This window comes from Acidianus brierleyi (assembly GCF_003201835.2).
GTDB lineage: Archaea > Thermoproteota > Thermoprotei_A > Sulfolobales > Sulfolobaceae > Aramenus > Aramenus brierleyi.
Genome location: NZ_CP029289.2, coordinates 314,413 through 332,751, shown reverse-complemented (window position 1 = coordinate 332,751; position 18,339 = coordinate 314,413). Strand labels below are relative to the sequence as shown.

The following is an 18,339-nucleotide window of genomic DNA, read 5'->3' as shown; positions in this document are numbered from 1 at the left end:
TTATTCAAGATCTTAAATAAGTTACATGATACATAGTTTACAACATTTTATTATATTATTAGTTAGTTTAATAATCGCATGGATAATAATATCCTTTCCAATATGGATATCGGCCAAATTCTTTAATAGTTCGGCTAGTTTAGGCAAAGCTATGATAGCTACAATAGCGGGGTTAATAGTTTTTTATATATTAAGTGCAATTTTTGGTCTCATATTGCCATTTCCAATACCTCAGATAATTGGGTTTCTTGGTATATTATGGGTTTTTAAGAATATTTTTAATGTAGGTTGGGGAGGGGCTTTTGGAATAGCGATTTTGGCAGCAATTATCATTATAATAATAAATCTTGTAATTATAGTTTTATTCAATATAAGCATACCTTTCATATGACGTAATACTTATTTTTATAAAATATATTTAATGGACCTATAGTATATAATCTAGACTGTAAATGGACTTAGATTCCAGTGGTAAAGGTATACCATTCAGATTTTATTCTGCATATTATCCTCCTACGTACACTAAAATTAAGGCTAATTCACTACAAGAACTTTACGATGGTATAAGCAAAGTTGATAAGCATTCGATTTTTTATCATGTTTTTCATCCAATGCTTTCTAGTCATGTAGTTCCAGAAGATTTACCTAATGATTTTGCATTTTGGATTAGGGACTCATTGCACGATGAGAATCTAGCTGAACTTGTAGCTGATATTTCTGGATTAGAGCCGCTAACTGTAGAAGATATAAGGAATGAAATCTTAGAATTGATTAAGAGTTATGGCATAAATAATAAATCTGCAGATTATCCGTTTATTTTTATAAGCTGTGTACCAGTAGTATATTACCTTGGTATAGAAATAAAGACCTTATCGGATTTTCTGGATTCAGTAGCTAGTGTTCCCGCAAGATCTCTTTTTTATCATTTTGTTTATAAACGTATAGTAGGAGAGAAAACCAAAAATGATTTAAGCGATTGGCTAGAAAAAAACTTTGGTTTATTTGAATTATCTGAAAAATTATCTAAAGTAGACCCTCAAACATATACAGATGAGGAGAAATTCAGAGATGATATATTAAAAATTATAGAAGGTGAATTGTTAAAATGATAGAAAAATATTCTGAAATAGTAGGAGAAGATGAAATAGACGCATTATTTAAAATAGCGGCAAAATTAAAGGATTTTTCTATACTTCATGTTAACTCTACTAGAGCTGGAGGTGGAGTAGCTGAAATATTAAATAGAATGGTACCATTAATGAGAGAATTAGGATTAAATGTGGACTGGAAAGTAATAAGAGGAGATAATGACTTTTTTAAGGTAACAAAATCATTCCATAATGCATTACAGACAGGTCAAGGAAATTTACCAGAAGGCGCTTTCGAAACTTATAATAAATGGCAAGAGATCAACTCTGCTGAGGTACCTTTAGACTATGATATAATAATGATTCATGATCCGCAACCCTTAGGATTAATAGATTACAAAAAGAAAGGAAAATGGATATGGAGATGCCATATAGATATTTCTAACCCTTATATGCCAGTATGGGAATTCCTTAATAAAAGATTATCAAAATTTAACTCAATGATAATATCTACTCCAGTATTTGCTAGAAACGATGTTGATATACCTCAATTTATAATACCGCCATCAATTGATCCATTAAGCATAAAGAATAAGAAAATACCTGACAGCACTGTAAGGAGAATTTTGTATAAGTACGAGTTAGATTTAGATAAGCCGTTATTAGTTCAAATTTCCAGATTTGATTATGCAAAAGATCCAATAGGTGCAATTAGAGCTTTTAAAATGGCTAAAAAGCATATAGACTTGCAAATGGCGTATGTTGGTAGTCCAGCTACTGATGATCCAGAAGGAGAAGAAGTATATAAGAAAACTGCTGCAGAAGCTTCTGGAGAAAAAGATATTCGTCTTCTAATGTTGCCGCCTTATAGTGACCTTGAAATAAACGCATTCCAAACTGGAGCTACAATAGTTCTTCAAAAGTCTATAAAAGAAGGATTTGGCCTAACAGTAAGTGAAGCAATGTGGAAGAAAAAACTCGTAATAGGAGGAAGAACAGGCGGAATACCTTTGCAGATTATACATAATATTACTGGATACCTAGTAGATAACGTAGAAGGTGCTGCACATTATATTATACATTCTATTAGAAATCCAGATATAGCAAAAAGATTGGGAGAAAACGCAAAGGAGCACGTTAGAAATAACTTCGTTATAACAAGACATATGAGAGAGTACCTTATGGTTATGGCTTATGTAACAGGTAAGAATTCCCCAGAAGACTTTCAGAATCTTCCTCAAAACAAAGCTTAGCAATAAAAAATCCTTCTGACCCATGAATATGAGGATAAGTTCTCATAACTCGTAACCATACTTTACTTTTTAAATATCCATACATATCTTCTTTATTATTTATCTTACGCAAATATTTTTGGTATTTTTCAACTATTTTTTCTCCTTCCTCAGGAAATAATGAGCATGTTACATACACAACTTCTTTCTTAAGTTTTGAAGACTCTCTTAAAATTCTACTTTGAAGTTGTATGAGTCTCATTAATTCCGATTTCGTCAATCTCATATATACTGATGGATCAGCATTAATTGTTCCACTGTTACTACAAGGCGCATCTATAAATATCTTATCTCCTTTTATTGCAGGAAATCTAGTCCCATCAGCTTGAATTAATTCTACATTTTTCACGTTCCATTTTTTCATAAGTTCTTGCTGAATTTTTAACCTCTTACTGGAAATATCTATAGATATTACTCTTGATTTGTTATCAGTAAATTGTTGAATTAATGAAGTCTTTATCCCTGGAGCAGCACCTATTTCTATAATTGTTTCGTAAGGTTTAGGATCTAAAACTTTAACCGCAAGTACCGCAGCCTTATCTTGAGGTATTATGTGACCCAGTTTATATTCTTCTGTCTTAGATATCTTATACCATTTGTCAACTTTGAATAAGAAAGGAAAATCGTCTTGAACTAAGGTGAATCCTTGTGCTTCTAAGCTTCTCACTACTTTATCAACATCGGCCTTTAATGTGTTAACACGTATCCAGTAAAACTTATTATAGATTTTTCTTAAGCCGTCTTTACCTAGTATAGGAAGAAGCCTTTCAAGAATCCAATTAGGAAATGAATATAAAGGGTCATAATCACAATCTATAGCTCTTATTACTTTTTCTCTTATAGATAATTCAGGATTAATATAAGATACATATTGAAAACCTTTTATTATGTCTAAGAAACTTAAATATAACGATCTTCTATCTCCTTGAAAATTCAATTTCTTGAACGCTATATCAAAGGCTCTTTCTGGTTGTATTTTTTGAAATAATATTACTTTAATTGCCTCAGTAAACAGACTTATTTTATCTTCCATTACTAAACTAAAAGTAAAGTTCCTTCAGTTTAAAAATTCAGTTGGACTAGGACTACTCACAGATCATTTGGTGATCTCCTCATCATCACAATATCTGAAGGATTAATATCTCTTTTAATCTTTGAAAACAAAAGCTTAGCGTATGCGTTTGCCTCGTTTTTAGAAATCTCAGAAAAATCGTCTGCTAATTTATTTAATATTGTAACTTCAGAGTACCCGCTTGCTCCCCATGCAGTAATAAAATTTTGTAAATTATATGGATAATTTAAGCCTAAAACATCAACTCTACTTATTGGCGAGATTACATCATATTGGTAATATGCAGAGAAAATACTATAGTTTAATTTCTCTCTATATTTTAAATATGCTATCTTTGTACTCTCTAAATCGTCGATAACTGATCCCTCAAATGCTTTATCCCAGTTAATCCAGCCTAATATAATTGGCACGTTATTTTTAATTCCTTTCTTATTCCTTAATTTAGATATTAAATTACTAATGAAAAATCTTTCCATAGAATTTACAATTTGAGAATATCCACTTGATAATAAATAATTAATCATAAATCTCTGACTAAAACGCTTAACTATTCCTACTACCTTATCATAATTTTTATTAAATATTTCACTCCTACGATAAGCTAAGTTCTCAAGTATATTTTTACCATATATCTGGTCACTAAAAACTGGAGGGTCTACTAAAGGTCCATCAATAAAAATTATATCACTATTGCATGATTCTAGTAAGTTGGTTTCAAGAGTTAGCATTAGAAGTATAGCGTCTTTTTTCGCAGTATCTATACCGTAATAATCGCTAACTATCTTGAAATCCTCTGATATTTCTGGTGGAATTTCCCGCTTTTGAGAATATATACCAGTTATCTTGACTGCTCTTGCTATTATTAAATATATATCCCCTATATCTACTTGATACATACTTCCGTCTACGCTAGTAGCAACATGTTGCTTAACCTCAGGCTCAGCAATCTCCATATCTAGATCAATATTTCCTAAAGTAATCTCGTCTACAATATAATCTGTTATAATACTTATTTTCCTTAATTTTTCAGTCTCATCCTTTGCTAAATCTTCTAATCTCTTGAACGTTTCTTCTGGCTTCAAATTCTCACTTTTATTGGTATATTTTTTGAGAGCAAAAATTCTAGTAACTTAAGCATTTTATCAGAATTCTTTTTCGAGATTACTATTTCTCCCTCATTCAAAAACTCTAACAATAGATTAGCATATTCTTGTGTTAAATTGGACTTAATTAGTTCCTCTTTTAATCTATCATTTAGAATATTAAGTTCGTTCTCTGCCTCTTTAATCTCGTTTTCTAGTTCTTTAAGATTATCAGATATTTCAAAAGTAGATATATCTATATTAATTTTTAAAATATTATTGAATAGTCTAAAATATATAAAGATCTTGTTATTGTATTCTTTTAATTTATTAGTATATTCCATAATTAATTTGGACCTAATTTCGTTCATTTTTTTGATGCATTTATCAGATCTTTCATAAGCGTTTTCGATTGCACTGTAGATACTTATTGCATCACCATTATTACTTTTAAGTATATTTAAGATGTAGTTTATTTCTAAATTTATTTCTTCTAAATCACTTTTTTTACATTTCTCAATATTAATTTTTAATTTATCAATTATATTATTGGCATCTTGCAATTTTACTAATATACTATCTAACTTCTCTTTTTCATCTCTCAATTTATCCCAGCTTGAATTATTTTTAAAATTTTCTAATTCCATTACTAATTCAGTTAAATTCACTAATCTTCGCCTCTAATGTATTAACTAACTTGTTTACTTCTTCCTTCTTTCTTATCACTTCTTCCCTTAATTTAGATATTTCAGGATCTATCTTTCTTATCTCTGAAATTATGTTACTAAGCCTTCTTAAACTGCCTCCTATATCAACTAACCTTAAAGCATCGTTATGTAATTTGGTATTTCTAAACGATTGCGGGAATGGTAAAATTATTCCGTCTAGACTCAATTTAATAGCTTCCCATATTATTAAGTATAAATTGTTATATTCATTATTAAAGTTTTTCTGTATTATTTGAATAAAATTCCTTAAATCATCCATTTCTTTATTCTTAGTTAATATATCAATAGAGATAAAGATATCTGAAATATAATTTTCAAAATTAGATTCTAAAGAATTAAATATCTCTACTAGAATTTTTTCTTCATCTATGTTATCTTTTATTCCAATAAGTTTCCTAGCGGAATTTATTAGATTGATTTTAGTGTTCATATCATTTTTAATACTAGTTACTATATTTTCTGAGTATTCTGTTTCATCAATAAAATCTTTATATAGTGAATATAATGTAAAAAATACAAAAGATAATCTAATATAATTACGAAAATCCTCACGCTCCAAAGATCTAATAGCGCTCTGCCTAAACTTAACTAATGAATCCCTCATATCTTTTAAGCTTCTTATCCCCGCGCCTCTTTTTTTAGCAGTAATAAAATAGCCGTGCTGTAAATCAATGTTTTGTATATTATTTAATATTTCTTTAGATTGTTCCTCTATTTTATTTATAACTTTATTTCTATCTATATAATTAATTATTTCCCCGCTTACTACTGACATATATATTAAGAAATCTAATGATGTCTGTTTTTTCGTATCAAATATTTTACTTATGTTTGTCAATTGTTGTTTGTCTCTGAGCTTTGAAAGATAAAATAGATACTCCAAGATCATATTTTCTGTTTCATTACCAAACCTTTGATAAAGATAACCAGATAGATTTTTTGTGAAATTTTTAACAATTCTTCCAGGTAAGTCATCGTAATATATTAATTCATTTGATACATTTATTATTTCATTTTCAGCCATATATTGTACTATATCGTTTTTCAGAGTTTCGTCAGACTCTATATCTTCCAGGCTAAATTGTTTGGAACCAAAAATCCTAAACTTCTCGTTAACTAGCTCATCTACTTTAGAAAATACATTACGTACTTTATCAGGATATATATCATCATTAAAAAGTATCCAATTAACTGATTGTAACGGTCTTTTATTTCCTTTAGCTACTGGTAATTGATAAACTTCTATTTTGGATTTCATTTCGTTTAAAAGTCTTGAAATATTATCTCTCAAATCCCCTAATCTTAGATTTACTATGTCTTCTCTCAGTTTTACTAACTGCGGATGCATGTCCATGAAATTCAAATAGAGTAGTTGCCTCTTTATTGGAGTAGAAAGATCAAGCGCTAAAAATGCTATAGAAAGTCTATCTGTCTCTTTAGCTATTGATTTACTTATGTCATCATTGTTTTTAATAAAATCATTTAAAAGCAATATTAACCCATTAATTATTCTTTCCCTAGAATTTAATATATTCATCAATCTAGTATAATCACTCTCATTTGCTATGTTAGCAACAATTACAGAATACTTTCTATCTAATTGTAGAGATATCAGTCTTATTTTTTCTGAAATATTTTTCTCTTCAGAATTATTATTTAATAACTTTATAAATGAATATAAAGCATCAATTTCCCTTTCTGGATTTATAAGATTTTCGTTTACAAACTTTATAGCTTTTTCCTTTATTTCTCTAGATTTAAAATCTATTACTAAACCGCCTACGTTTGTATTTACTAAACTTTCAAAGAAATTCCAACTCAAACTATATGCTTCATCAATTTTTCTAATTTTTAATCTATCTAATATTTTTCTTAAGTCATCTTTGTTAAATCCTTCATAAACAATTTTATCTAATTCTTCAGATACAAAAACCTTAAGACTATCATCAAAAGTTTTACTCGGTAAAAAAGTTAAAACGAAATCATCAATATTAGTAGGACCGGCTATTTCAACCCAAGAATCATAATCTATTGTAAATCCTTTAACCACGTATGGACTTAACTTAGCTATTATTTCATCTCTGTATAAGATTCTGCTAAGTAACGCTCTATGGAATTTTTCTATTTCGTCTATATCCATGTTTTTTTCAAAATTCAACAAATTACTTTCTCTAATTGTTTCTCCTTCTTCATTGAGCCACTTAGAATCTTTAATAGACTTGAATAAGTATTCCATTATATTATCAAAATTAAATGAATTACATATTATATCATTGAAAAATCTAGCATACTTTCTTCTCTCTTGAGATATAGTCCAAAAAGGTAGGTCCATAAATCTTAATAGACTATCGTCTTTATTATTAAATTCCAATAAACAGCTTAACATAGCATAAAATTCCAATTTACTAGGTGTATTAATATTTATAACTTTTATTCTCTGTAAAAAAGAATAATATGTTTCAGGAAACATAATACCTAATTGTCCGCCGCTTGAGAATATCTTATAAAACGCACTTGGAGTCATAGAAAGATATATTATTTTATTCCCTTTAGAATTTGCAAGATTTTTAATGAAAATCCAAAACTCTCTAATAGAGCTTGAATATTCTTTATAAACTGCAAAATCTATTCCAGATTCTACTTCATCTATTAAAGAGATATCAGACAATTCTATTTCATTTAATTTTTGTAAATCTCTTAATATATCTAGGAAATTTATTTTGCTTATACTTCTTTTTTCCTCAAGTAACGCCTCTTCAATTATATTCAGAAATGTAGTCTTACCTTGACCCCAGTCTGCCAATAATACAATAATCTCTGGAGATTCACGTGAACTTTTTATTCTTATAATTTCTTCTCCTATTTGCCTAAAAAATCTTAATTTATCTGTAAATTTGGTCTTAGACATAACACACTTGTAAATTTTATAAATACTTTCACTGTCAGCAGAAGTTTCACTTAGTCTGTAACTACAAGTCATTTTAGATCTATTCTCCAATAAGTAGCCTATCAATTCTTTCTACAGAACCTGCGTATGATCCTAACCTAGGATCCCAAGGTATTCTCACAAGTGCAGGAACTTTAAGCTCTGACATTAATCCGTTTACAATAACGTAACCCACATCTAATGAAGGTAACGATTTAGCTAAGGATTCTGGTAAACCCCCTGATGCTGACATAACGTATCTAAGGTCCTCATGGTATATTCTATGGAAAAAGAACGTATTTAACATAGATAATACATATTTATCAACGAATGCTGGCCTTTGGCTAACCAGGAATAATGAAACACCAAATTTTCTACCTTGAGTCGCTAGAGTGACTAACGTATCTTTGGTAATACTGGCATTTACTGGATAATCGTTAGAAGGAATATAATTTTGAGCCTCCTCTATTACAAAACCTATAAGTTTTTGAGATCCGGAATATTTAGTTTTAGTCAAATAATTAAGTATGAGCCTCGAAATATAACTTACTATTAGTTGTTTTGTTGCTATATCTACTCCAGGAGAACCATCAGCAGAAAAATCAATTATAAGCATCCCTTTATTTTTCCATAATAACTCTAAGACTGATTCATTAATACTAGAAGTATTACTAACGAGCTTATATTTTGTAATCATTTTAGATCTGAAAATTTCTAATGCACTTAATACAGCCCTTAAAGTTCCATAACTAAACCCTATTTCTTTTAGAGAAGGATCCTGAAATTCACTTTTTAGCTTCTCAATGCCTTCGTCAGTTCCAAGCAAAAAGTTATATTCCTTTATATCATGCCTAGATAAAATGAAATCTAGTAAGTTACTTTGAAGAGAGTTTAAGGATTCTCCACTAAATTTTAAAGAAATTATAAAATCTGCTAAATCCTTTGGCGTAAATAAAGAAAGATCTATAGTAAGTCTAGATTCACTATCGTTTATAGGATCTCTTATTACGAATCTTTTTATCCACTTTCTACCTCCTTTAACTACCGAATAATTAATTGACGCAAAGTCAGAATAGTCTCCGTTAGCATCAATTATTACCAATGGAAGAGCGGTTTTAACGCCTTTGATTTCGATATTAGACAACAAATAAATTAGATATCGCATGTTATAGCTTTTACCACTACCAGTTTCTCCAAATATTCCTACATGCATTGTTATAGAGTTTAAATCCAATAACAATGGAATATCTGAACCGACAAATTTTCCATATTTTATATTCCCAGAAATATCCGAAATACCGTAGAACTCCATTAAAGATATTTCACTATTTATTTCGGGTAATAATTTAACTAATGATCCAGGCTTAGGAGTAGAATTATGGTTATATCTTTTTATTATACTAATAGATCCTTTTATTATAGTATTCATATTTAATAATTCAAATGAATTATTATCTCCAATTAAAGATTTCAACATTGGAATTTTTTCATCATAAAATTCGTTTATATACTCATAACTATCTAATCTACCTAGTGATAGTTTATCGTTATCTTTTAAGATAAATAATTGCCCTGAAGTTATATCTTCAAAAGGATTAATTACAGCTTGTAATGAGTTAGCTTCACCTTTTTGCAGTATTATTCCTACAGTTTTTCCATCTTCTAACATACTTAGTGTATTATTTTTGTTTATTTTAAAGGGAATAGGCTTCTATATATAATAGTTTCCTAAAATTCTCTAACTTGTATAGTTTAAGTTTCTTTAAAGTCTACTTAATATAAAAATTAATGAAAATAATATAAATATTGATAAAATTTTAACCAAACATAATTAGATAGCATATTATATTTTTATCTAGAATGAATAAGAAAAATTATTTAATAGACTTAAGTGTGTCGCTAATTGTTTTAAACGCTAATTTGCCATATGGATGAAGTTCTATTTTTATATTAGCTTTCTGTTCAGCTTTTTCCACTATAGTATAATGATGTTTAGGTAAAACTGCTATTATTCTATTATGAAATTCCGCAATTTTCTGAAGAGCTACTGATAATAAATTAATAAACTCTTGTTTTTCCTCTTCTGTCATCATATTAGGAGGATAGTCATAGGAATTAAAAGGATAGCAATTTTCATATTCACGTGGAACTAATAGCATTGGTTCAGAAACAGAATAGAACTGCAAATTCAAATTAAACTTCTTAGCTATAGAATATGCTAATTTATGTGTTGGAGACCTATTATATGGTTTTACTGATGTACATGGCAATAAGAACGCTATTTCCTTATCAGATTTCCAATTCTTAATAAAAAACTGATGCCATTCCATTACTACTGGATGTTTGAAAGGATCTTTACCTTTTTCTTTTATTACTCTCTCTCCCTTAAGCGGAGGACAATTCAATTTTTTGCGCCTTTTTACATATATCTTCAATACTACTTCTTAAATAATCCTCGCCCATTTTACTTACCTCTACCGAATAGGATATATTATAATTCTCATCCTCATATTCTGAATACAATAAAGTCCATGCATTTATTATTGCTCTATTTTTCCAATTTTGCAAATCTATAGAATACGGAAAACGTGTTTTATCTAAAAAATCATACAATCTATCAATTTCTTCTTCTGTAGCTCTTTTAGCTTTCCAAGAAATTTTCCTTTCACCCACGTATCTTTCTCCTTTACCTGGAATTAACACTAAACCGTTCATAGCTTTAATTCTATAAGTGGCTGTATCTACACTATCAGCGTTAAAAAATATCCTTCTCATAAAAGGAGAACCTGCCCCTAAAACATGAACGTATTTAACTTTTCGCCTTAAGTAATGATAAATTAGAGTAACTATTTTTCTACCTCCCTTTAAAGAAGGAGGAACAATTCCCCCATATGCTATTTTATCTGAATATCTCTTGTAAAAGTCTAAAGCTTTGTCTATATTATCAATATCGTAAGCATGAATAACTGGTATTACATTTATCTTCTCATACAAATATTCAAAATTTTTAAAATTAATTTCATTAACTTGACCACAAAACGATGGAATATCAAGACTCATGAACTGATCTCCGTCTAAAATTTGATATTTTTTTACAACTTCTTCTAGACTAATTTTTTCTCCTTTCATTATTTGATATCCGCCACTATCCACCCATGTTTCATTATCCCATGGAATTTTAGACCAAGAACGTTGATTTATCATTATTGCAGAATTTAATTCCCAAACTGGTATTCGCGTATCTGGAACTCCTAGTATTACCTTCACAGAAAATGATGTGGTAGTACAGGTTATATCTTAATCATTCATAATACTTATAGTTCAGACGAACAACCTATCATCATTTTTCAGATAAGGTCGAGATCAACACTCAGGATAAACTATTAGCAATAATGTATTTAAGATTTAATTTTCGGAAAAGACTGCATCATTTTTAACCATTTTTTTAAAGCATGAGATACTTGCTATTTATTATACTTATAGTTACGCTACTCTCAACACTTGCTTGTTCAAGTACAATCCATGTAAGAATACTTAACAAAGGTATTACAGTAATAGTAGAATACGGCAGTACAATCTTAAGTTTAAATAAAAACTCCACAGTACAAGTTCCAAATTCTAGCGTAACAATTCTTGCTTATACCAATGACATTGGTTATAATATTGAAATAAATAATAATGAATCATCCGTAGTTCAAATAAATCCAAACAATGTCTCATGGTTAAATGTATCGTTAGTTCCAAATTACGTTTATCTTAATTTGAGTATAGATGGACCAGGAGAAATAATTGCAAAATTATATAATGGATCAATAATTGTTATAAATAAATCCACAGAATTAAAATTAATTGAAGGAACAACTTTAACATTGCAGCCAAAAGCATCTAAAGGCTATACTTTTGATTCGTGGTCTAACTTATCTAATTATCCAAGATACTGGATAATAGCGTACGGTAATACGTCTGTAACAGCTATCTTCTCTAAATATAAAGGAACTCCTATTACAATACCTAAATATGAATTTGCAGGCTTGGCTTTCTTTGGAATACTAGGCGCAATATACCTTATTAATAAAAGAAATAAATGAGATTTATTTTTATGTTTAAATTCTCAAGATAAAAGTCTAATTAATGAACAAATTAGCTAATAGTAAAAGTGCCTTCTTAAGAGAATCCATTAATAGCCCAATAAACTGGTATGAATGGACTGAAGAAGCCTTTGAAATAGCAAAAAACGAAAATAAGCCTATAATAGTAGACGTTGGAGCTTCCTGGTGTCATTGGTGCCACGTGATGGATAAAAGTTATGAGGATCCAGATGTTGTTAAAATAATAAATGAAAATTTTATAGCAATAAAAGTAGATAGAGATGAAAAACCAGATCTTGATAAATCATTACAAAATGCTGTTTTTGCAATTTCTGGTGAATCAGGTTGGCCTTTAACCGTTTTTATGACACCAGATAAGAAAGTTTTCTACGGTGGAACGTATTTTCCTCCAGACGACTTTTACGGTAGGATTGGATTTAAAAAACTTTTAAGGGAAATACTAAATATATGGAAAAATGAAAGAGACAAAATAAATTCGTCTTCCATTTCTATAATTAGACATTTCAATATAGAAGAAGGAAATACTAAATTAGACTTCGATTTAATCTCATCGTCTTACTCTGCTATTGTAGGAGCTTATGATATAGAATATGGAGGTATAGGTAATTCAATGAAATTTCCACATCCTAAAATTGATGAATTCCTATTAGCTTACTCCGCATGGACAGGTGACGATTTAGGTAAAAAATTATCGCTATATACTTTGAAAAAAATGTATTATGGCGGAATCTTTGATCAAGTGGGCGGAGGTTTTCATAGATATACTGTTGATCGTGAATGGTTAGTTCCACATTTTGAAAAATTACTTATAGATAATGCTGAACTTATCTTAGATTATTTTAATGAATATATAGCATTAAATGATCCAGAAATATTAGACGCGCTGGATCTTTCCGTAGATTTTGTTTTGAGAGATTTATATCTAGGTGAAGGTTTTGCTAATAGCATAGACGCTGATAGCGATGGAATAGAAGGAGGATACTATACGTGGACAGAGAATGAATTTGATGAAGCTCTTGGACAAAAATCTAAAGAGGCTAAGAAAATATTCGGATTTTATCAGTTAGGAGGAGAAGTTGAGGGAAGAAAAGTACTTAGATTAGCTTACGATATGAGAGATATATCAAAATTTTTGAATTTGAGTATAAATGAAACTATATCGTTTTTACGTAATATTAGAGATGAATTATTAAAATATAGATTAAATTCTAGAAAAATGCCTAATATAGATGACAATAAATATACGTATTCTAATTGTAGAATAGCCGAATCTTTAGTTCTATCTTCTATGGTTTCTGGAAAAGGATTAAATGAAGGATTAAATATAGTAAATAAATTACAAAAAATCTCGCGAAGACTAGAAGGCGGTCAAGACGGATTAATAGAAGACTATGCATCTGCGTTAAATGCAAGTATAGTAGCTTATGAAGTAACATCCCAACATAAATATTTGGATATGGCCATTGATATTTTTAATTCTTTACAAAAATTTAGGGCCAATGATATTTTTATAGATTCTCAAGGCGATATACCAAAAAACGATATACCCAACGAATCAGCAATATCTCTTTTATTAAAAGGAATGTACAAGCTAGAACTAATGGGATATACTAACGTTAGCAATACTCTTAAAAGCTCCATTTCAGACTCTGACGATCCATCGTTCACAGCAGGAATGTTATTAACTTTAGGCTCCTATATAAAAGGTGGAGCTCATATTATTATAATAGATGAGAAAGATGGAAATGCCAATAAATTGCATAAAGAAGCTATATTAACGTATTATCCATTTAAGGCTGTAGAAAAGGTAAGTATTGATGACAAAGATTACGTTAACAGTCTGATAAGATCTATGATGAGAGAGTCTGAAGGAAAAAGTCGAGCATTTATATGCATAGGAAATACTTGTAGTTTACCTATTTTTGAAGAGAAAGATGTAAAGAGACTTCTTATAACTAAATTATAAAGTGATTTTAATGAGACTCAAGAACAAGAATATATTAATAATAGGTGTAAGCAAAGGATTAGGTTACGCTTTAGCATACTTTTTGTTACAAGAAGGTGCAAATGTGATAATAAATTCAGGTAATGAGATTAAATTGAGAGAAATTTCAGAAAAACTAAAGCAGTATGGAACTATAGATTATTTGCAAGGAAGAATATCATCTAAAGAAAACGCAAAAGAGATCATAGAAAAAGCATTTAATAAACTAGGAAAGCTAGATGGATTAGCCATACTTATAGGAGGATATATTGAAGATACTATAGAAAATTTATCAGGATTAGATGAGATGATAACAAATAATATTAAATTGCCTTTATATATAGTATCTGCTGCAGAGAATTATCTAAATAGAAATTCTGCTATAGTTCTAGTATCGGCTCTAAGAGGTATAGACAAGGCACTACCTAATCAGCTATCTTATTCTATATCTAAAGCAGGTACTGCAAAAGCAGTAGAGATTTTAGCTTCAGAGTTAATAAAAAAGGAAATAAGAGTTGTGGGCATAGCACCTAGTTGGATTTATGGGGAGTTTGAAATTGGCAGAAACTGGAAAAGTCTAAGAAAACTTGGAGATGTAAAAGCACCTCCAGAAGATTTTGCTAGAGTAATAGTATGGTTAATGACTGAAGAAGCAGAATGGGTAAATGGTGTAGTCATACCAGTAGATGGTGGGGTGAGATTAATATGATAAGCGATAAATTAAAAGAAAATAATAAAGAATTGTGGGAAAGATATGTAAAACATGACTTTGTAGTAAAAATGAGAAATGGCACACTCAATTTGGAGAATTTCAGATATTACTTGATTCAGGATTCAAAATATGTTAAAATAATGTTAAAGAGTTTGATAAAGGCTTCTTCTTTAGGTCCTATCGAGCAAACCTCTAAAATACTTACAAAGATTTTTCAAACTAGAGATAAAGGAGTAGAAGTTCATTCTTTCTTACTAGATAAACTAGGAATTACTGAAAAAGAAATAGAGAAAACTGGATATTCTCTAGTTAACTATGCATATACTAGACATTTATATTATTATTCAACAATAGGTTGGGCAGAATTTTTAGCGGCATGGGCTCCATGTATGTGGGGATATTACGAAATTGGAAAATATGTAATAGATACTTCAAATAATATATATAAAAAATGGGCAGAATTTTATGCGTCTGATGAATATAAGAGCAGAATAGATATAATATTAGACTCGCTAAATTCTATAGATTATAAAGAAGAACTCAATACTATATTTCGCGATAGTATTAACTTTGAAATAATGTTCTGGGAATCCGCGCTGAGAAACGATGAGACAAAAATTAGTGGTATAGAATGACCTGGATAAGTGAACTTAGTTTCTCTTTCCATTGTAGTGAAACTTCTATAAACTTCCAATGTAATAGTAGATCAAATATAATTGAACTAACTTGGAATAATAATGTATTAATTCTTAATATCTTTAATCCTAATCATAGAGTTAATTATAGTAATGGAAGATTGTATGATTTCAATAACCTTTCAGTAAAAAAGGATAGTGAAGCCATACAAGAAATAAAATTATTAGTTAATAATATGATAAACAATACTCAAGAAGACGTAAATAAAACTCATATTATTCACGAAATACCATTATCTATAATTGAAGATTTTCTTATTGACATGAGCGAATTTAGATTTGAACCAAAGAAATATATAGATTTTGGATTAGAAGAGTTAAAAATAGAATTAAATAAAGAGTTCCTTCAAGATAAACCAGGATTCAACACTGAAAGGAAATTAAAAATATACATCAAAAATAAAAATGGTTCCTGCTTTAATTTAATTTATTGGCTAAATTCTAATAAAAAGGAAATTTTATGGGCATCAGATTGTAATAGCTTCGTTTATTCAGATAAAAAAAGGTTTTCAAGTGAATTTAGGCCTATTAACAAATACTCTATAGAAATAAAAAGGTTTATAGAGAATGTCTTTTAGTCATCTTAAATATTTTGGCCAAAATTCCATAGAATATACTTCAAATAGCTAAAAATGATAAATACTTAGTTATATATAATAAAGCCGTTGTTAGCAGTTTCAGATAAACCGTAAAGTTTATATTATTTCATCATAAACTTTTATACAATGCTAAGACCTAAAGAAGTGTGCCAACGCTTAGGAATTTCATACGCAACACTCAGAGAATACGTAAAGAAAGGCTACATTCAACCAGTAGTATTACAGAGCGAGAAGTGGAGGTTCAGAGAAGAGGACGTAGAAAGACTGATGGGGATTGTTAGGAAGAGGAAAGTGATACTTTATGCTAGAGTATCATCAAACACACAAAAAGACGACTTGATAAACCAAGTTAAATACCTAGAGGAGAACGTTAAGGACTACGACCAAGTAATAACAGACGTGGGATCTTCATTAAACATGAAGAGAAAAGGTTTCCTCAAATTACTGAGAATGATATTGAATAACGAAGTATCAAAAATAGTCATAGCCTACCCAGACAGACTAGTAATGTTCGGCTTTGAAATAATTGAAGAGGTGTGCAAAGCACACAACTGCGAGCTCGTGGTGCTAAACAAGGAGGACAAAACCCCAGAACAAGAGTTAATCGAAGACTTAATCTCAATCCTAGTATCATTCAGCGAGAAATTGCAAGGAATGAGGAAAGAGAAGGTGAAGAAGTGTGTCGAAGAACTTAAGGCTTAAATCATTCCAACCACAGGAGGAATACGTCTACCTAACTTACTCCCTGAAGAACGATAAGAAGGAGGAGACGAAAATACTACTGGAGAATTACAGAGCCCTACTGCAAAAGGCATTAGACTATCTGTGGGAAAAGACTAGGATAGAGAGGAAGGAGGTCAAGAAGGGTAAGAAAATTTTCGCTAAGGTTAAAATAACTCTCCCTAAAAAAAAGGAGGTTTACAAGAAGTTGAGGGATGAGCTTGAGAAGGTTAACAATCTAGCTTCACATTACGTGGACAAAGCAATAAATGACGCTTACTCAGTGTTGAAGAGTTGGAAGAGGAGGGCTGAGAAGGGGCAAGCGTCATTAAGGAAACCAACACTGAGGAAGGTTTACGTTAGGGTAAAGTCTACTCTGAGGAAGGTTGATGGCGAAGACGTTAGGATTACTGTAAGACCTCACGAATACGTCACCTTCTCATGGTCTCACAAGTGGTTTTCACGAAGGGTTGAAGGGCTTGAGTTGTGTGAGCCCATAATTAAGGAGGATAGAGTTCACCTACCGTTCCGTTACAGGTTACCTTGGTTTACTCCCATAGATTTTCTCTCAATTGATAGTAACCTTTACACATTAGACGCTTACGATGGGGAGAAGTTCGTCACTTTCTCCTTGAAGGAGTTGTATAGTTTGAAGTACGGTATGGAGTTGAAGAGGAGTAAAATACAATCTTTTGCTTCTAAACACGGTAGGAAGGGGAAGGTGTTAATGAATAAGTATTCTCATAGGGAGAGGAATCGTGTGCTGGATTATGTTCACAAGTTCGTGAACAAACTGTTGGAAATGTATCCTCTCACTCTGATTGCTGTTGAAAAGTTGGATAAGCAGTCAATGTTCCAAGACGCTGATGACAAGCTGTCTAAGAAGGTTTCAAGGACTGTGTGGAGGACAATTCACCGTGTGCTTAAATACAAGGCTCCCTTATATGGTTCTTTCGTTAAGGAGGTTGACCCGCACCTCACTTCCAAGTCCTGCCCCAGATGTGGATGGGTTTCCCGAAAGGTCGGCAGGACTTTTAGGTGTGAGAGGTGTGGGTTCACTCTGGATAGGCAATTGAACGCATCTCTCAACATATACCTCAAGATGTGCGGGTTTCCCCGCATCCGTGATATTCCGCGGGTGTGGGTTGGGGTTATCCCGCTAAAGGGGCGGAGGGGTAACGGGTTTCCCCGTGACTCTGGTGAAGCCCAAGGGCTGAGGATTGATATGAAATATTATGAAATCCTATGAAGCCCAAACCCCTAATATAGTCTATGCAATTTAGTGATGATGTTCCACCCCTTGGATTGGATGATATAATATTTAAACTGACT

General features: G+C 30.6%; 17 protein-coding genes. 10 read left to right on the top strand and 7 right to left on the bottom strand.

All coding sequences use genetic code 11. The features are described 5' to 3' along the window. The first annotated feature begins 25 nt into the window (after positions 1–25). The 3 genes from DFR85_RS17590 (at position 26) to DFR85_RS17580 (ending at position 2,341) form a co-directional block, all read left to right on the top strand. Positions 26–391 carry a hypothetical protein gene (locus DFR85_RS17590; protein WP_110269416.1) on the top strand — a complete coding sequence of 122 codons (366 nt, stop codon included), beginning with the start codon at positions 26–28 and terminating at the stop codon, positions 389–391. A 61-nt stretch (positions 392–452) separates the two neighbouring features. After that, entirely contained in the window at positions 453–1,109 is a 657-nt protein-coding gene (locus DFR85_RS17585; RefSeq protein ID WP_110269415.1) for a DUF5752 family protein, read from the top strand. After that, complete coding sequence (locus DFR85_RS17580; RefSeq protein WP_110269414.1) at positions 1,106–2,341, top strand: glycosyltransferase; 1,236 nt, start codon at positions 1,106–1,108, stop codon at positions 2,339–2,341. Before DFR85_RS17585 ends, DFR85_RS17580 begins: the two co-directional genes overlap by 4 nt. On the opposite strand, the gene DFR85_RS17575 is transcribed toward DFR85_RS17580, so the two are convergent. The 7 genes from DFR85_RS17575 to DFR85_RS17545 all read right to left on the bottom strand — a co-directional run bounded on the left by DFR85_RS17575 (position 2,274) and on the right by DFR85_RS17545 (position 11,455). Further along, the gene (locus DFR85_RS17575) at positions 2,274–3,413 is read right to left on the bottom strand and encodes an RsmB/NOP family class I SAM-dependent RNA methyltransferase (RefSeq protein ID WP_110269413.1); all 1,140 of its coding nucleotides are present in this window, start codon (positions 3,411–3,413) and stop codon (positions 2,274–2,276) included. The genes DFR85_RS17580 and DFR85_RS17575 overlap by 68 nt on opposite strands. 56 nt (positions 3,414–3,469) lie before the next feature. Further along, a complete protein-coding gene (locus tag DFR85_RS17570) occupies positions 3,470–4,534 on the bottom strand; it encodes a DNA double-strand break repair nuclease NurA (protein WP_110269412.1) in 1,065 nt (354 codons plus the stop codon). Beyond that, positions 4,531–5,202 (bottom strand): coiled-coil domain-containing protein, encoded by a 672-nt coding sequence (locus tag DFR85_RS17565; protein WP_110269411.1) that lies wholly within the window; start codon positions 5,200–5,202, stop codon positions 4,531–4,533. The genes DFR85_RS17570 and DFR85_RS17565 overlap by 4 nt, the downstream gene beginning before the upstream one ends. Further along, positions 5,189–8,170, bottom strand: a complete 2,982-nt coding sequence (locus DFR85_RS17560) for a P-loop NTPase fold protein (protein ID WP_162582547.1) — start codon at positions 8,168–8,170, stop codon at positions 5,189–5,191. Before DFR85_RS17560 ends, DFR85_RS17565 begins: the two co-directional genes overlap by 14 nt. A 79-nt stretch (positions 8,171–8,249) precedes the next feature. Further along, a complete protein-coding gene (locus DFR85_RS17555; RefSeq protein WP_110269409.1) occupies positions 8,250–9,857 on the bottom strand; it encodes an ATP-binding protein in 1,608 nt (535 codons plus the stop codon). 205 nt (positions 9,858–10,062) lie between these two features. Then, a complete protein-coding gene (locus DFR85_RS17550) occupies positions 10,063–10,593 on the bottom strand; it encodes a DUF5591 domain-containing protein (RefSeq protein WP_110269408.1) in 531 nt (176 codons plus the stop codon). Continuing rightward, entirely contained in the window at positions 10,574–11,455 is an 882-nt protein-coding gene (locus tag DFR85_RS17545; protein ID WP_110269407.1) for a tRNA guanosine transglycosylase family protein, read from the bottom strand. Before DFR85_RS17545 ends, DFR85_RS17550 begins: the two co-directional genes overlap by 20 nt. Positions 11,456–11,640: 185 nt before the next feature. On the opposite strand from DFR85_RS17545, the gene DFR85_RS17540 reads away from it, so the two are divergent. The 7 genes from DFR85_RS17540 (at position 11,641) to DFR85_RS17510 (ending at position 18,256) form a co-directional block, all read left to right on the top strand. Then, positions 11,641–12,276 carry a hypothetical protein gene (locus tag DFR85_RS17540; protein WP_110269406.1) on the top strand — a complete coding sequence of 212 codons (636 nt, stop codon included), beginning with the start codon at positions 11,641–11,643 and terminating at the stop codon, positions 12,274–12,276. A 43-nt stretch (positions 12,277–12,319) separates the two neighbouring features. Continuing rightward, positions 12,320–14,263: a thioredoxin domain-containing protein gene (locus DFR85_RS17535; protein WP_110269405.1), complete on the top strand. Its 1,944-nt coding sequence runs from the start codon at positions 12,320–12,322 to the stop codon at positions 14,261–14,263. Between the two features lie 10 nt (positions 14,264–14,273). Then, positions 14,274–14,990 carry an SDR family NAD(P)-dependent oxidoreductase gene (locus DFR85_RS17530; RefSeq protein ID WP_110271746.1) on the top strand — a complete coding sequence of 239 codons (717 nt, stop codon included), beginning with the start codon at positions 14,274–14,276 and terminating at the stop codon, positions 14,988–14,990. Then, entirely contained in the window at positions 14,981–15,628 is a 648-nt protein-coding gene (locus tag DFR85_RS17525; protein WP_168367233.1) for a TenA family protein, read from the top strand. Before DFR85_RS17530 ends, DFR85_RS17525 begins: the two co-directional genes overlap by 10 nt. Beyond that, on the top strand, positions 15,625–16,266 hold the full coding sequence (locus DFR85_RS17520; protein WP_110269404.1) for a hypothetical protein: 642 nt from the start codon (positions 15,625–15,627) through the stop codon (positions 16,264–16,266). The genes DFR85_RS17525 and DFR85_RS17520 overlap by 4 nt, the downstream gene beginning before the upstream one ends. 147 nt (positions 16,267–16,413) lie before the next feature. Next, complete coding sequence (locus DFR85_RS17515; protein ID WP_110269403.1) at positions 16,414–16,989, top strand: IS607 family transposase; 576 nt, start codon at positions 16,414–16,416, stop codon at positions 16,987–16,989. Next, positions 16,967–18,256 carry an RNA-guided endonuclease InsQ/TnpB family protein gene (locus tag DFR85_RS17510; RefSeq protein WP_110269402.1) on the top strand — a complete coding sequence of 430 codons (1,290 nt, stop codon included), beginning with the start codon at positions 16,967–16,969 and terminating at the stop codon, positions 18,254–18,256. Before DFR85_RS17515 ends, DFR85_RS17510 begins: the two co-directional genes overlap by 23 nt. The last annotated feature ends 83 nt before the right edge of the window (positions 18,257–18,339 follow it).